The sequence below is a fragment of the Pseudomonas migulae genome (assembly GCF_024169315.1).
Lineage (GTDB): Bacteria > Pseudomonadota > Gammaproteobacteria > Pseudomonadales > Pseudomonadaceae > Aquipseudomonas > Aquipseudomonas migulae_B.
Genome location: NZ_JALJWR010000001.1, coordinates 4,596,736 through 4,610,124, shown reverse-complemented (window position 1 = coordinate 4,610,124; position 13,389 = coordinate 4,596,736). Strand labels below are relative to the sequence as shown.

The 13,389-nt window shown below is 61.4% G+C and carries 12 protein-coding genes and 1 pseudogene; 3 read left to right on the top strand and 10 right to left on the bottom strand.

All coding sequences use genetic code 11. The features are described 5' to 3' along the window. Window positions 1–76: 76 nt before the first annotated feature. Window positions 77–2,065: a PAS domain-containing sensor histidine kinase gene (locus J2Y86_RS21140; protein WP_253435866.1), complete on the top strand. Its 1,989-nt coding sequence runs from the start codon at window positions 77–79 to the stop codon at window positions 2,063–2,065. Between the two features lie 160 nt (window positions 2,066–2,225). Here J2Y86_RS21140 and J2Y86_RS21135 read toward each other — a convergent pair whose 3' ends face one another. From J2Y86_RS21135 to J2Y86_RS21120, 4 genes are read right to left on the bottom strand one after another with little or no spacing between them, the layout of a single operon-like run. After that, a complete protein-coding gene (locus J2Y86_RS21135; protein WP_253435863.1) occupies window positions 2,226–2,783 on the bottom strand; it encodes a DUF4136 domain-containing protein in 558 nt (185 codons plus the stop codon). A 54-nt stretch (window positions 2,784–2,837) separates the two neighbouring features. Next, window positions 2,838–3,452 (bottom strand): DUF4136 domain-containing protein, encoded by a 615-nt coding sequence (locus J2Y86_RS21130; protein ID WP_253435860.1) that lies wholly within the window; start codon window positions 3,450–3,452, stop codon window positions 2,838–2,840. Between the two features lie 12 nt (window positions 3,453–3,464). After that, on the bottom strand, window positions 3,465–4,214 hold the full coding sequence (locus J2Y86_RS21125) for a methyltransferase domain-containing protein (protein WP_253435857.1): 750 nt from the start codon (window positions 4,212–4,214) through the stop codon (window positions 3,465–3,467). Further along, window positions 4,214–4,516 (bottom strand): MazG-like family protein, encoded by a 303-nt coding sequence (locus J2Y86_RS21120; protein ID WP_253435852.1) that lies wholly within the window; start codon window positions 4,514–4,516, stop codon window positions 4,214–4,216. The genes J2Y86_RS21125 and J2Y86_RS21120 overlap by 1 nt, the downstream gene beginning before the upstream one ends. 218 nt (window positions 4,517–4,734) lie before the next feature. On the opposite strand from J2Y86_RS21120, the gene J2Y86_RS21115 reads away from it, so the two are divergent. After that, window positions 4,735–5,028: a hypothetical protein gene (locus tag J2Y86_RS21115; RefSeq protein WP_253435850.1), complete on the top strand. Its 294-nt coding sequence runs from the start codon at window positions 4,735–4,737 to the stop codon at window positions 5,026–5,028. A gap of 175 nt (window positions 5,029–5,203) precedes the next feature. Further along, window positions 5,204–6,553: an MATE family efflux transporter gene (locus J2Y86_RS21110; RefSeq protein ID WP_253435847.1), complete on the top strand. Its 1,350-nt coding sequence runs from the start codon at window positions 5,204–5,206 to the stop codon at window positions 6,551–6,553. Here the strand turns inward: J2Y86_RS21110 and J2Y86_RS21105 are convergent. The 6 genes and pseudogenes from J2Y86_RS21105 to J2Y86_RS21080 all read right to left on the bottom strand — a co-directional run bounded on the left by J2Y86_RS21105 (window position 6,547) and on the right by J2Y86_RS21080 (window position 13,287). Beyond that, window positions 6,547–7,332 (bottom strand): DUF4123 domain-containing protein, encoded by a 786-nt coding sequence (locus tag J2Y86_RS21105; protein WP_253435843.1) that lies wholly within the window; start codon window positions 7,330–7,332, stop codon window positions 6,547–6,549. The two genes, J2Y86_RS21110 and J2Y86_RS21105, sit on opposite strands and share 7 nt — an antisense overlap. After that, a pseudogene (locus J2Y86_RS21100) lies at window positions 7,329–8,645 on the bottom strand (type VI secretion system Vgr family protein). Before J2Y86_RS21100 ends, J2Y86_RS21105 begins: the two are co-directional and overlap by 4 nt. Before the next feature lie 233 nt (window positions 8,646–8,878). Further along, on the bottom strand, window positions 8,879–10,792 hold the full coding sequence (gene speA / locus J2Y86_RS21095; RefSeq protein WP_253435840.1) for an arginine decarboxylase: 1,914 nt from the start codon (window positions 10,790–10,792) through the stop codon (window positions 8,879–8,881). Window positions 10,793–11,010: 218 nt separating this feature from the next. Further along, window positions 11,011–11,382: a translation initiation factor Sui1 gene (locus J2Y86_RS21090; protein ID WP_007947660.1), complete on the bottom strand. Its 372-nt coding sequence runs from the start codon at window positions 11,380–11,382 to the stop codon at window positions 11,011–11,013. A 276-nt stretch (window positions 11,383–11,658) separates the two neighbouring features. Next, window positions 11,659–12,216 carry an NUDIX hydrolase gene (locus J2Y86_RS21085; protein ID WP_253435837.1) on the bottom strand — a complete coding sequence of 186 codons (558 nt, stop codon included), beginning with the start codon at window positions 12,214–12,216 and terminating at the stop codon, window positions 11,659–11,661. A gap of 3 nt (window positions 12,217–12,219) precedes the next feature. Beyond that, on the bottom strand, window positions 12,220–13,287 hold the full coding sequence (locus tag J2Y86_RS21080) for a DUF2333 family protein (RefSeq protein ID WP_253435833.1): 1,068 nt from the start codon (window positions 13,285–13,287) through the stop codon (window positions 12,220–12,222). Between the last annotated feature and the right edge of the window lie 102 nt (window positions 13,288–13,389).

Here is a 13,389-nt window from a genome sequence, read left to right as displayed (position 1 = left end):
GCCAACTGGCCTGGATTCCCGCCGTTCTGAATTCCGATGTCGCCACCGACACACCTCCCCGTTCGAGCGTGCAATTTTGAGTTCCGGGGACAAGTTGTTCGGGCGCCTGCTCAACCGCCATCCTCCACCGCCACCGGAACCCTCCAGCGCCAGGAGCGTGCCGGGTGTCGGCCTGCAGATGCGCCTGGACGCCGAAGGACGGGTGATTCATCTGACCGGCCCTCTGCGCCATGGGCTGGCCCAGCAGCAACCCGCCGCGCAGGCGCCGCTTCTGGTCGATTTCCTCATGCCGCATAGCTGCCTCGCCATCGCAGGCACGCCGGCCGACTGGCAAGGACAAAGTCTGGATCTGGATTTCTGCAGCCTCAGCGGGCAACCCCTGCACTTGCGTGGCTGGGTGCAGCCTTTGGCCGATACCTGGCTGTTGCAGTTGCTGGACATCGGCGACTTGTTGCACGAACGCCGGCAAGCGCGCAAACGCGAACACTGCCAATTGCTCGCAACGCAGATCGGCGAACAGTTGCGCCTGTGCAGCCTGTCGCGCCTGCCCGAAGTACTGGTGGAGCAACTGCAACAGTTGGCGCAGCAATTTCAGATCCCGTGTCTGGCCGTGACGTTGCTGGATGATCAGGAAGAGGGCTGGCAGATCCACCAACATTACGCGGCCTCCGATGCCCCCCAACTGTGGCAAAACGGTCAGCGCCTGGGCACCGGGCTCGACAGTTTGAACGGCTCCGCCCCTCAGCATTTGACCCACGGCGAGCATCCGCGCCTGCACAGCATCTTTGGTAATACCGAAGGGTTTGCAGTGCCCTATCACGATGCGCAAGGCGTGGTCGCGTGGTTGCTCTGTGGTTTTTACCCGGTGCAGCAACGTGCACCCGACGTCGGTGAGCGCGATTGGCTGCTGCTCGCCGCCGCGTTCGCCGGGCCGCTGCTGGAGCGCTTGCGCGAGCATCAGCACCATCTGCAACTCGAGCAACTGGAATCATTGCAAGCCCTGCTCGGCACCGGTTGGCTGGAAATTTTCAGCGACAGTGCCGAGGTGCAGTTGGCGTCGTCGCTGGCCAACGCCCTGAACCTGACCAGCCCACGCATACCCCTGCACGACTGGCTTGAGCAATTCCACCCCGCCGACCGCGAGGCGCTGCGCAGTCGCCTGCAAGACTTGCAGGATGACGGCACGCCTTTATCGCTCTGCATGCGCCTGCATCATCCCGAAACGCCGACCTGGTATCGCCTGCAAGGCCAAGCCATGGGCGTTGGCAAAGACCGGCGGCTGGTGGGTTTCATGCTCGACATCAGCGACATCAAAAACCAGCAACAGGGCGCCGCAGCAGCCCAGAGCGCGAAAATGGCCACCCTCGGCGAAATGGCCACGGGCCTGGCACATGAAATCAACCAGCCGCTGAACGTGATGCACATAGCCATCGTCAGTGTGCTCCAGCGCTTGAGCAACGGAGAGGTGCAGGTCGACGACCTGACCGACAAACTCAACCGCATCGATGCCCAGGTCCAGCGTGCGGCGCGGGTGGTGGATCACATGCGGGTGTTCGGCCGCCGCTCGGAGATCGAGCTGCATCCGTTCAATCCGGTTGACGCCATCGAGGGCACGCTGTCGCTGCTGACCGAAGGCATGCAGGGCAAAGGCGTCGAGCTCAGGGTCAGCGAAACCGGGTTCGAGGTGCAGGTGCGTGGTTGCGTCGATCAACTGGAACAGGTGCTGATCAACCTGATGGTCAACGCCCGTGACGCAGTGCTGAGCAAACGCGAAGCGGATCCGGATTTCAAGCCGTGGATCTCGGTGCACACCGAGCGTGACGAACACTTTGTGCGACTGTGTGTCGAGGACAACGGTGGCGGTATCGACCCGCAATTGCTGGAGCGCATCTTCGAACCGTTTTTCACCACCAAACCGGTGGGCGTGGGCACCGGGCTGGGGTTGTCGGTGAGCTACGGCATCGTCGAGAACATGGGCGGAACACTGCGCGCGAGCAACTCGGCCGAGGGCGCGCGGTTCTGTATCGAGTTGCCGATTGTCGTGGAGGCCGGGATCACTCGATAGGCTTGGCCGCCAGCTCAGACAACAAAATCCCCTGTAGGAGCGCATTTGTGGCGAGGGGATTTATCCCCGTTGGACTGCGAAGCAGGCCCAGGTTTTTTGGGGCGGCTGCGCCACCCAACGGGGATAAATCCCCTCGCCACAAAAGGCGCTCCCCCGGTGTTTATTTGGGTGGGTAATTGGCGAGGATGCGCCCGACCGTTTCGCGTATCGCCGTGCTGCGATCCGACGGGTTCGGTGAGCGGCTGAGGATTTGCTCGTCACTGCCGCGCCACACCAGTTTGCCGTCCTTGCCGTCGAGCATGTCGATCTGGATGATCGCCACTTTGTAACTGATGTTGCGGGTTTCGTTGTACATCGGCCCGCCCCAGTAGCCATTCCACGGGTTACCCCAACCGCCGCCGTAGTTGGTGGTCACTTGTTGCTGACGGTCTTCGACGATCATGTAGGTTTGCACCAACACATTGCCCTTGCTGCCCGCAGCGGCCGGACGCAAGCCACGTTGATCCAGCTGATCGGACACCGATTGGCGGATGCGCTGTTCGGTCAGGTCGCTCTTTATCCGTGGGTCATCGGGGCGATATTGCAGGGCGGGGTCTTTCCAGCTCCAGCTGCGATAGGCGGCGAAGTCGCGGCTGGCGTCGAAGTCATGATTGACCTGGTTGGCGGCGCAGGCTGTCAGGAGCGCGGCCACTGCCAGTAAAGCGAGACGGCGGAACATGATGATTCTCCGGTTGAAGACATGAACCTGCGGAACGCTTCCTGATTGCAGAAGCTAACTGGGAGGATACGCCGACATGGCTTTTTCCACAGCCTCCCGAATCGCATCGGCGCGCGCACTTTGGGTGCCCTTGTTGCTGGTTTCGGCGCTCGAACTCCACACGGGTTGACCGGTTTGAGCATCGAACAGGTCCACCCGCACCACGACCACCTGTTCCGAATACGTCCGGACGATCGGCACCGTGTTGTACACGCCATAACCGCTGCCGTAACGGTTGTACCCGCCATAGCCACCGCCGTAATAACCGTAGTCGTCCTGAACCTGACGCAAACGGGTTTCCAGATGCAGATTGGCGCTGACGAACAGGTCCGCCGGGCGATTGTCATGCAGCGGCCGCAAACCGCGCTGATCAAGGGCATTGCTCACGGCCTCGGCGACTTGCGCCGAGTCGGCCCAGGCCGACCCCGCAGGCAGACTGCCGTTGAGCCAGGCCCAGCTGCGGTAGCGACCGTAATCACGCGGCGGCGTCGGGTAGGCGCTGCGATCGAAGGTGTTGGCCGCTTCAGGCGGCGCCGGCGGCAACGGTTTGGAACTTGCCACATACGGATTGCTGCCCTGACAGGCTGCCAACCCGAGACAGATCACCAGTAACCCTGAACGACGTTTCATTTCGCGCTCCGATCAGACCGGCCGACAGATCCAGTGCAGGTAGCGCCCAAGCCCGGCAAAACTTGGGTGACGCCGGTGGGCCAGCTCCATTTCCAGCAAGTCCACCAATTCGGCGCGGGCCTGGAATTCCACCGGCATGTAGTCGTGAAAAACACGTACCCCGCTCTGGGTTTCGACCTGCCACAGGCCTTCAAGTTGCGCCGCCAGTTCACGCGGATCAAGCGGCTGTTGCGGGGTCAGGCTCTGCTTTTCGCCCGCCATGTCGTTCTTGCGCATCTTGCGGAAGTGACCCTTGAGCAGGTTGCGGTAGATCAGCGCATCGCGGTTGTAGAAGGCCAGGGATAACCAGCCATCCTGCTTGGTCAGCTGATGCAGCACCGGCAGGATCGCATGGGGTTCCGCCAGCCATTCCAGCACGGCGTGGCACAGCACCAGATCGTAGGGTTCGGTGAGCTGGCCGAGCAGATCCTGCCACGGTGCCTGAATGAAAGTGGCCGTCTGGCCGGCCTCGGCGAAGCGTTGACGGGCACCTTCAAGCATTGGCTCGGCAGGTTCGGCCAGCGTCACGTCATGACCGCGCTGGGCCAGCCACAATGACATGTGGCCCAGGCCCGCGCCGATGTCGAGGACACGCAACGGACGGTCCGGCAGGGTTTCGGCCAGGTCGGCCTGAAGCACCGCCAGGCGGATCGCGCCTTTGGCGCCACCGTAGATCTTTTCGGCAAAACGGGTCGCCAGTTGATCGAAATGACGGTCGCTCATCAGCTGAACCTCCGTTCACTGTCGGCGAGTTTGCTGCACACCACTTCATTCATGTCCAGCCCCAACTCGCTGCACAGCAGCAGTAGATAGAGCACGATGTCGCCGATTTCCTGCCCGGCATGGGCCAGTTTGTCCGCCGGAAGCTGACGCGACTGGTCTTCGGTCAGCCACTGGAAGATCTCCACCAGCTCGGACATTTCCACGCTCGCGGCCATGGCCAGGTTTTTCGGGCTGTGAAATTGCCGCCAGTCATTGCGGTCTCGGATGGCGTGCAGGCGTTCGGTCAGTTCAACAAGGTTCATCGGGCTCTCCTGAAGGGGTATAGCTTCGGGGGGATGGTCGGAGATGGCAAGGGCGTTAGCCGCTGTCAGGCTGAACTTGCTCGAGATGGCGATGTAAAAAATGCGATATTAATAGTGGAAGTACTACCGTTTTCGCGAGCAAGCTCGGCTCCTACAAGGAACTCGCCACCGCGTTCAATGGCCCAAGGCTCAATCACTTACATCAGGACGTTAACGACATGCAGGTAGAAAGTTTTTTCGAATGGCTCGGCCAGGCAATCGGTTCAGTCATCCGCTTTATCGTTGACGCCCTCAGCGGCCTGTTCAACCTGTTGAGCCACGCCGGCAGCAATTTTGTCGAAGGCTTGTCCCGCGCGCTGGGCATGGACACGTCGATCATAAGCATCATTGCGTTGATCCTGGGGCTGATGCTGCTGTGGTCGGCGATCCGGGCGTTCATGAATGCGTCGATCATCATGGGGATCATCTGGCTGCTGCTGGGGCTGTGGTTGCTGAGCTGGATCATCCACTGACACCACCAATCCCTGTGGGAGCGGGCTTGCCCGCGAAGGCGGTAGCACATCCAGCATCAATGTGTCAGACAGACCGTCTTCGCGAGCAAGTCGAATCGTCGCACCGCCGCTCCCACAATGGGGCCGCGCAGGCCTCGAATGAATCGCTACAATGCCGGCTCTCCAAGGAGCCTGCATGTCCAACCTGATTGCCGACTGGCGCGACCGCCCGACCCATCGCCGGGTCTGGGCGCTCGCCGCGCCCATGATCCTCTCGAACATTTCCGTGCCGCTGGTGGCGCTGGTCGACAGCACGGTCATCGGCCACTTGCCACACGCCCATCAACTGGGCGCCGTCGCGGTCGGGGCCAGCCTGTATACCTTTCTCGCCTGGGCCATGGGCTTTCTGCGCATGGGCTCCACCGGTTTTGCCGCCCAGGCCGCCGGGCGCGGGGATGGCGCGGCACTGCGGCAGATATTGTTACAGGGGCTGTTGCTGGCCATGGGGCTGGCCATTGCCTTGGGCGCGCTGGGCATCCCGTTGAGCGGCGTCGCGCTGCACTTCATGCAACCCTCGGCAGAACTGGATCAACTGACCCGCGATTTTTTCCACACGCGGCTGTTCGGCCTGCCGGCCGCGCTGGCCAGTTATGCGCTGGTCGGCTGGTTCCTCGGCACTCAAAACGCCCGGGCGCCACTGGCGATTCTACTGAGCACCAATCTGGTCAACATTGCGCTGAACCTGTGGTTTGTCCTCGGTCTGGAATGGGGCGTGGTCGGCGCAGCCCGGGCCTCGGTGATCGCCGAATGGACCGGCGCGCTGATCGGCCTGCTGATGACCCGCAAAGCCCTGCGCGCCTATCCCGGCCACATCGCCTGGGCCGCACTGGCGCTGTGGCAGAGTTGGCGACCGTTGCTGGCCGTCAATCGCGACATCTTCATCCGCAGCCTGTTGCTGCAATCGGTGTTTTTCCTGATCACCGTACAGGGCGCACGCCTGGGCGACGCCACCGTCGCGGCCAACGCCTTGTTGCTCAACGGGCTGCTGCTGACCGCCCATGCACTCGACGGCCTGGCCCACGCGGTGGAGGCGTTGTGCGGACATGCGATTGGCGCTCGCGACCGTGATGCCCTGCGCCGCTCACTGGTCGTTGCCTGTGGCTGGTCATTGTTGGCGAGCCTTGGATTTGCCGTGCTGTTTCTGTTCGCCGGGCACTTGTTCATCGAAATGCAGACCGACATTCAGAGCGTGCGCGATACGGCGTTCATCTACCTGCCCTACCTCGCCGCCCTGCCCTTGATCGCGGTCTGGAGCTACTTGCTCGACGGGTTGTTCATCGGCGCCACCCGCGCCCGTGAAATGCGCAACGGCATGCTGTTGACCGTGATTCTGTTGCTGCCGTTTGGCTGGGCGTTGCAAGGCTTGGGCAACCACGGACTGTGGATAACTTTCCTGTTGTTCATGGTACTGCGCAGTCTGACCCTCGGCGCAATCGCCTGGGCGCTGCGCCGTAACGATGGCTGGTTCGCGGGCCGGGCTCATTGAGGCGGGTTGTTCTGCCAGCGTTTGCGCAGGCTGTCCAGACGCTCCTGCTGCGTGAGCCCCGACAACGGCGGCACCAGCGAGGCCCGGGGATTCTGCAAGCGAAGCCATAACCAGCCGTCGAGTACCGACCGCTCGCTGAAGCCCAGCACCAGCCCCTCCTGCACATGAGCCCATAAGCGGTGGTAATCGGTTCCAGTGGATTGGCTCCAGTGCCAGGCATGCTGCTCCAGCAGGCAGGTTTGCAGTTTTTCCCGCTGACGAACGCTGAGGCTTTCTTCGATCGCCAACGGGCTGACGACGAGTTCCGGATTGAGCAACTGCTGCCAGCCCTGACTGCCGATGGCGCGGTCGGCCCAAGTCCCGCCGAACCAGTGCAATTGACTGATGGGGCCGAGCCAGCGACTCAGTTCCAAGGCATCGCAGGCATCGAAAAAGTAACTGGCCGTGTTGGGGTTGTAGTAACTCAACAAGGCCCGGTGATGCAGTCCGAAGGTGACCGTGAGCATGCGCCGCAAATGCTCCAGCAACTGCGACGAAGACGCCTCGCTGACCACCAGCAAACCACGCCAGACCTCTGTCTGGCTGTAGCACGATTCCGCCAGCGCCGGGCAGGTCCGAAGGTCGATCAGGACCGGGCCGTCCTGGCGCAACGCATGCAATTCCGTGTCCTCGAACAACCGGAACCATCGGGCCTGCGCGAATGCCTGTTGCAGCAATGCCCTCGCCTGCGGCGCACTGGGTACGTCCAGCAACAGCCATTGCGGGGTAGCGCCGATCATGCCGCACCGCTCTGGTCAAACCCCGTCACCACCCGACAGGTGCAAAGCGCCTGCGCGCAGTGGCTGAAACTGCCACCGCCGGGCAACAGGCACAACAGCACCAAAGGCTCGCCCGAACGCACGAGTTCCAGCAACCCTTCCTCGGGCGAGCTGTTTTCTGTCAGCGCGGCAACCTTGGCCTCTTCAACGGTCGACGACGAGGGCAGAAACCCGCAAATCAACGGCTGATCCGGATCGCCCTCGATGAAGCTCACTACGACCTCAGTGCCCTCGCTCAGCGGTGAGACGCTCGGATCTTCCAGCTCAGCAGCCAACGGTAGCCAACAATGACTGGGGCTCGCGCCTTCGCCCTGAAAGAGCCAGTCGAACTGCACGGGCACCGGTCGGGAGGGATCCGGCCGAAGCTCATCGACATCGACCACCCAGGCGCGTTGCAGGCTGTGCATTCGCGGTTTCGCCATGCATGGGGACGGGACGAAGGAGGCCTCCCCATGAATCGCCCGAATCTGGTTGCTGTAGGGAACCAGCGGATCCTGGCTGCCGTGATGCTAGACATGGGTCAGCAGCCACAGCTGATTCCAGTCGGCGACCGGGTGACCGGACAACGCCATGACCTGACCGCTGCGCAACGTCGGCAGGTCTGTATGACCTTCGGCACCAGGCGCAGTGCGCTGCGCCGCCTGCAGCTGAAACTGACGCACCGCCGGTTGCTCGCCATCGACCTGGAACCGCGCGTTCGCGCCGAGACGGAAATGGCCGCGCCCCTCACCAAAGACCACGCAGTGCCCTTGCGCATGGTGCTCGAAGTGATAATGCAGGCGCTCCTGGGCGCACAGGCGCTGGAGGAACTGCAAATCCGATTCTCGATACTGCGTGCAGAAATCACGGGGCGGGTAATCGCCACTCAGTTCGAACCGTCGATCCTTGCCCGTGATGCCATGTTCCTTGAGCACCTGGCTGAGAATTTCGGGCACCGAAACGTCGCTGAAAATTCGTCGGCTGAAACGTTGGGAAAGGCAAGACAACCTGGGCCCCAGACGCACATGGCAAAGTCTGACCGTCGGGCCATGGTCACGCTGGACGAGTTCGTGCAACAGGCCATGCATCAGGCTGCCCTCGGGTCCGAAATGTAAAACGGCCGGGCGGTACAACAAACTCGCAAGGTCGAGCGTCGGGTCAGCAATCAACAGGTCCACGTCGAACACGAATGGCTCGCTGATCGCTTCTCTTCCGGTAAAGGCCAGGACTTCAAAAGGGTCGGGCAGACCGGCTACGTCCAGACGAAATGAAGGCTCGTTGACTGGATCGAACATCGGCGATTCTCTACAGGAGGGGCGGCCGGGGATTCTCGCCGAGAGCCAAGGCTGAGTAGAGTGCCGAAGTACAACTTAGGAAATGGCCTACGCGAAAAGAAGACCAAATGACTTTGATAGCCAGGAGTGTGGGCAATTTCGCGGAGAAATAGAGAACCGCCGCACCAGGTCATCTGAAATTTCCGCAGGGCGCGGAACATTTTCAGACAACCTGATGAGCGCGGCGACTTACCTCAAGAAGACAGGTAAGACGAACGGGTCAGGCCCAGGCGCAATGCGTCGAGGAACTGGGTCCGTTCGGCGGCAGTGATGCGCGCACTGGCGCACTTGTCGCGGTAGTGGGTCATCAGCTCTTCCGGCGACAAATGCACGTAACGCAGCATGTCTTCGATGGTGTCGTGGGTTTCGATACCCGCGTGGTACACGCTGCCGTCGGCATTCTGATAGATGTTCACCGAGTCGGTGTCACCGAACAGGTTGTGCATGTCGCCCAGAATTTCCTGGTAGGCGCCGACCAGGAAGATCCCCAGCAGGTAGTCTTCCCCTTCGTTCAACGCGTGCACCGGCAAGCTGGTTTCGATGCTCTGCTCGTCGACGTATTGCTTGATCTTGCCGTCGGAGTCGCAGGTCAGATCCTGCAGGACGGCGCGACGCAGCGGTTCTTCGTCGAGACGGTGCAACGGCAGGATCGGCAGCACCTGGCCGATGGCCCAGGTGTCCGGCAGGCTCTGGAACACCGAGAAGTTGCAGATGTACTTGTCGGCCAGCTTGTCGTTGAGTTCGTCGAGCACCTGGCGGTGGGAACGCTGACGCGCCTTCAACGAGTTGTGCAGACGACGGCACACGGCGAAGTAGCATTGCTCGGCCAGGGCTTTTTGCGCCAGGGTCAGCTTGCCATCGGCGTATTGAGTCGCCACGTCGCTCATGTAGTGTGTGGCGCGCCAGTAAGTCTCGGTGACCATTTCGATGTCGGTCGGGCCTAGCAGGTCAACCAGCCACTGCACGGTTTCCGGCAGCTCTTCCTTGTTATCGATCTTCGGCACGTCGTCGTTGTGTTTCTCGACGTCGGTGACCTGCACCACCAGCATGGCGTGGTGAGCGGTCAGGGAACGGCCGCTTTCGGAGAAAATGTTCGGGTGCGGCAGGCTCTGCGCGTCGCAGAACTCCTTGAGCATCCCGACCACGACACCGGCGTAATCGTCCATGTCGTAGTTGATCGAGCTGGCGTTGCGCGAGTGCGTGCCGTCGTAGTCGACGCCCAGACCGCCACCGACGTCGATGTGATCCACCGGCAGGCCGAGGTTGCGCAGTTCGCCGTAGTAACGAATCGCTTCCTTGAAGCCGTGCTGGTAGTCCGCCAGGTTGGCGATCTGCGAACCCATGTGGAAGTGCAGCAGGCGAATGCCCTGGTCCAGGCCCGCCGCGCGGAAACGCTCGACCACCGACAGCAGTTGCGCCGCCGACAGACCGAACTTGGATTTCTCACCGCCGGTGTCTGCCCACTTGCTCGAGGCCAGGGACGACAGACGCACGCGCAGGCCGACCTGAGGCTTGACCTTCAGCGAGGCGGCTTCTTCGATCACCAGCTCCACTTCGGATTCTTTCTCGATCACGATGAACACGTTGTGGCCCAGCTTCTGGCCCATCAGCGCCAGGCGGATGAACTCGCGGTCCTTGTAACCGTTGCAGACGATGGTGCCGCCCTTCGGCGCCAGCGCCAGTACCGCCAGCAACTCAGGCTTGGAACCGGCTTCCAGGCCGATCGACACGTTCTGCGTGGCGATGATGTTTTCGATCACCGCTTCTTGCTGGTTGACCTTGATCGGGTACAGCGCGGTGTACTTGCTCTGGTATTCCAGGCGCTCGATGTTGGCGTCGAACGCACCGGTCAGCTGACGCACGCGGTCTTGAAGAATGTCCGGAAAACGTACCAGCAACGGCAAGGACAGGCCGCTTTTGCGCAGCTGGTCGACTTGTTCGAACAGGTCGATAGGCGAACTGGCCGGACCGTTCGGACGAACCTCGACGCGACCGGCGTCATTGATCGCGAAATACCCGGCCCCCCAATGGCGAATCCCGTAAACACTGCGGCTGTCCGCAACTGTCCATTGGCTGCCATCGTCTTTGCGTGTGCGTCGTACGGACATTGAAGTCCCCTATAAAGAAGTCATAGAGCGTCGCCTGGGTTCAGGCCGGCGCAGTCTAAAGGATGAAAATGACGGTTCGTCAACGAGGGGATAGACCTCGCTGACCGCAGTGAGTTTAGAAACCGGTCAGAACAGGCTCTGTGAAAACCATGTAGGCGATGCCGGACCAGACAGCAATCAGGACCGGATCAAGCCGAGGGTGGTTTTCACAGAGGCTGCTAGCCGCCGGACTTCTTTGCCTTGAAACCGAGTTTGATCAGCTCGCCCAACAGCAGCTCGACATGATCGCCCTGGATTTCAATGATTCCGTCTTTCAACGCTCCACCGGTGCCACAGCGTTTCTTCAACGTAGTGGCCAGGTCCTTGAGCGCGTCTTCGGCCAACGGCACGCCGGTGATGGTGGTCACCGTCTTGCCGCCACGGCCCTTGCTTTCGCGACGCACGCGAGCGATGCCGTCGCCGGCCGGGATAACGGTCTGTTTGCAGATGCAGGCGTCCACCGGTTTACTGCATTCCGGGCAATGACGACCTGCGTCGGTGGAAAATACCAGGCCACCAAGGGCGGCGAAGGATGCGGCTTTTTTGGCCACCGGCAATCCTCTTGGGAGGACAAAGACTGGTCGCGGCACTTGGGCAAGTGCCATCGACCGCGAAGCCCCACTCAGGCAGGGGCAGCGCTACTGAAACGGTACAACATTCATTTCACTGCAGGAGCGAAGCTTGCTCGCGATGGACGTCAACGATAACGCGCGGCGTCAGGCAGCACGCGTCGCCCATGCGTCCTTCGTGAGCAAGCTTCGCTCCTACAAAAGGTCGCGCAGTGTAACGGCAAAAACGCCGATTGCTAAGAGCCAATCAGCGCCAATTTATGCCTCTTTTGCGACGTCTTCCCCGCGAGCCCGGAGATAGCGCTTCAATGCGGCCAAAGAGTCCGGGCAATAAGGCTTTTGCTGGATTTCCTGCATGACCTGTTCGATGGGAATAAAGCGCGCTTCGAGCACTTCCTCCGGCTGCAGGATCAACGGGCCGTCCCACACTGCCGAAAATGCCGAACACCAGAGCCGATTACCGGTGTCTTCGAAGAAAAAATGGTCATGGGCGGTCAGTTCCACGCTGCTCACGCCCAGTTCCTCTTCCAGCTCACGGGCAGCCGACTCGGCATAGGTTTCGGTGGCCAGCACCATCCCGCCTGCCGCCACGTCCCAGTAACCGGGATAAATCGCCTTGCTCAAGGTGCGCCGATGCACACAGAGTTCACCGGCGGAATTGAACAGCATGATGTACGTGCCGCGGCCGATCAGCCCGCGCTCGCGCAGGTCGGAGCGGACCAGTGCGCCGAGCAGGTTGTCCTGCTCGTCGACCCAGGCGATCTGTTCGGCATCCGAGGCCGCGCGATGGGCGGCCTCTTTGGCGCTATCGACCATGACTCAGCCCTGATTGAGCAGTTGACGGAGATCGATCACCGCCGCGTTGGCCCGGGAAATGTAGTTGGCCATGACCAGCGAGTGGTTGGCCAGCACCCCGAAGCCGCTGCCGTTGAGGATCATCGGGCTCCAGACCGGTTCTTGCGAGGCTTCCAGCTCACGAATGATCTGGCGCACGCTGACGGTCGCGTTCTTCTTCGCCAGCACATCGGCGAAGTCGACTTCGATGGCGCGCAACAGGTGGGACAGCGCCCAGGCCTGACCGCGAGCCTCGTAGAACACGTTGTCGATTTGCATCCACGGGGTTTCGACGATTTCCTCGTCCACCTGTGGCACCTGACCCGGCGCCACCACTTCGGTTTTCAGCGCAGTGTTCAGTTTGACCCGGCCAACGCTGGCCGACAGGCGTTGCGACAGCGAACCCAAGCGGGTGCCCACATCGCCCAGCCAGTTGTTCAGGTTGTCGGCGCGGGCGTAGAACAGCGCGTTTTTCTGCGTAGGATCGGACAGGCGCGCCTGATAGCGGCTCAGGGAATTGATGCCTTCCAGGTACTCGGACTCACTGGACGGCAGCACCCAGCTTTTATTGTCGAAGTTGAAACGCGGCTCGGCTTTCGCCAGATCGGAGTCTTCTGCCGATTGCGATTGCGAACGTGCGAAGTCTTTACGCAAGGCACGCGTCAGGTCGCGGACCTGGACCAGCACGCCATATTCCCAGCTCGGCGTGTTATCCATCCACAGGCCCGGCGGGAAGCGGTCGTTGGAGATGTAGCCGCCCGGTTTGGTCAGCAAAGTGTCGGCAACAGTCTTGAGGGTTTCGACCGTGGTGTAGCCGATGACCATCTGCTTGCCTTCTTTCTCGGCAGCCACCTGGGCATTCTGTTGAACCGGGAACAGCGCCGGCTCCTGACTCCAGTACCAGCCAAGCGCAATGGCCACAATCAGGTAGAGGCCGATCAACGTGGCCAGCGCCCGACTGAACAACAGGCCACCGATGTAACTGCGGGTGGCCGATTTCGGTTCAGCGGCACGTTCAGGCGCGCTGCCCGCGCGGTTCTTCCAGTCCAGCATGGCGATATCCTTTCAATCACTTGAGTTCATCGGTTTCGACCACAACCATACAACAACGTGCCTTTGCCCGGCACCCGTCGTCGGGTTATCCGGGTAAATTAC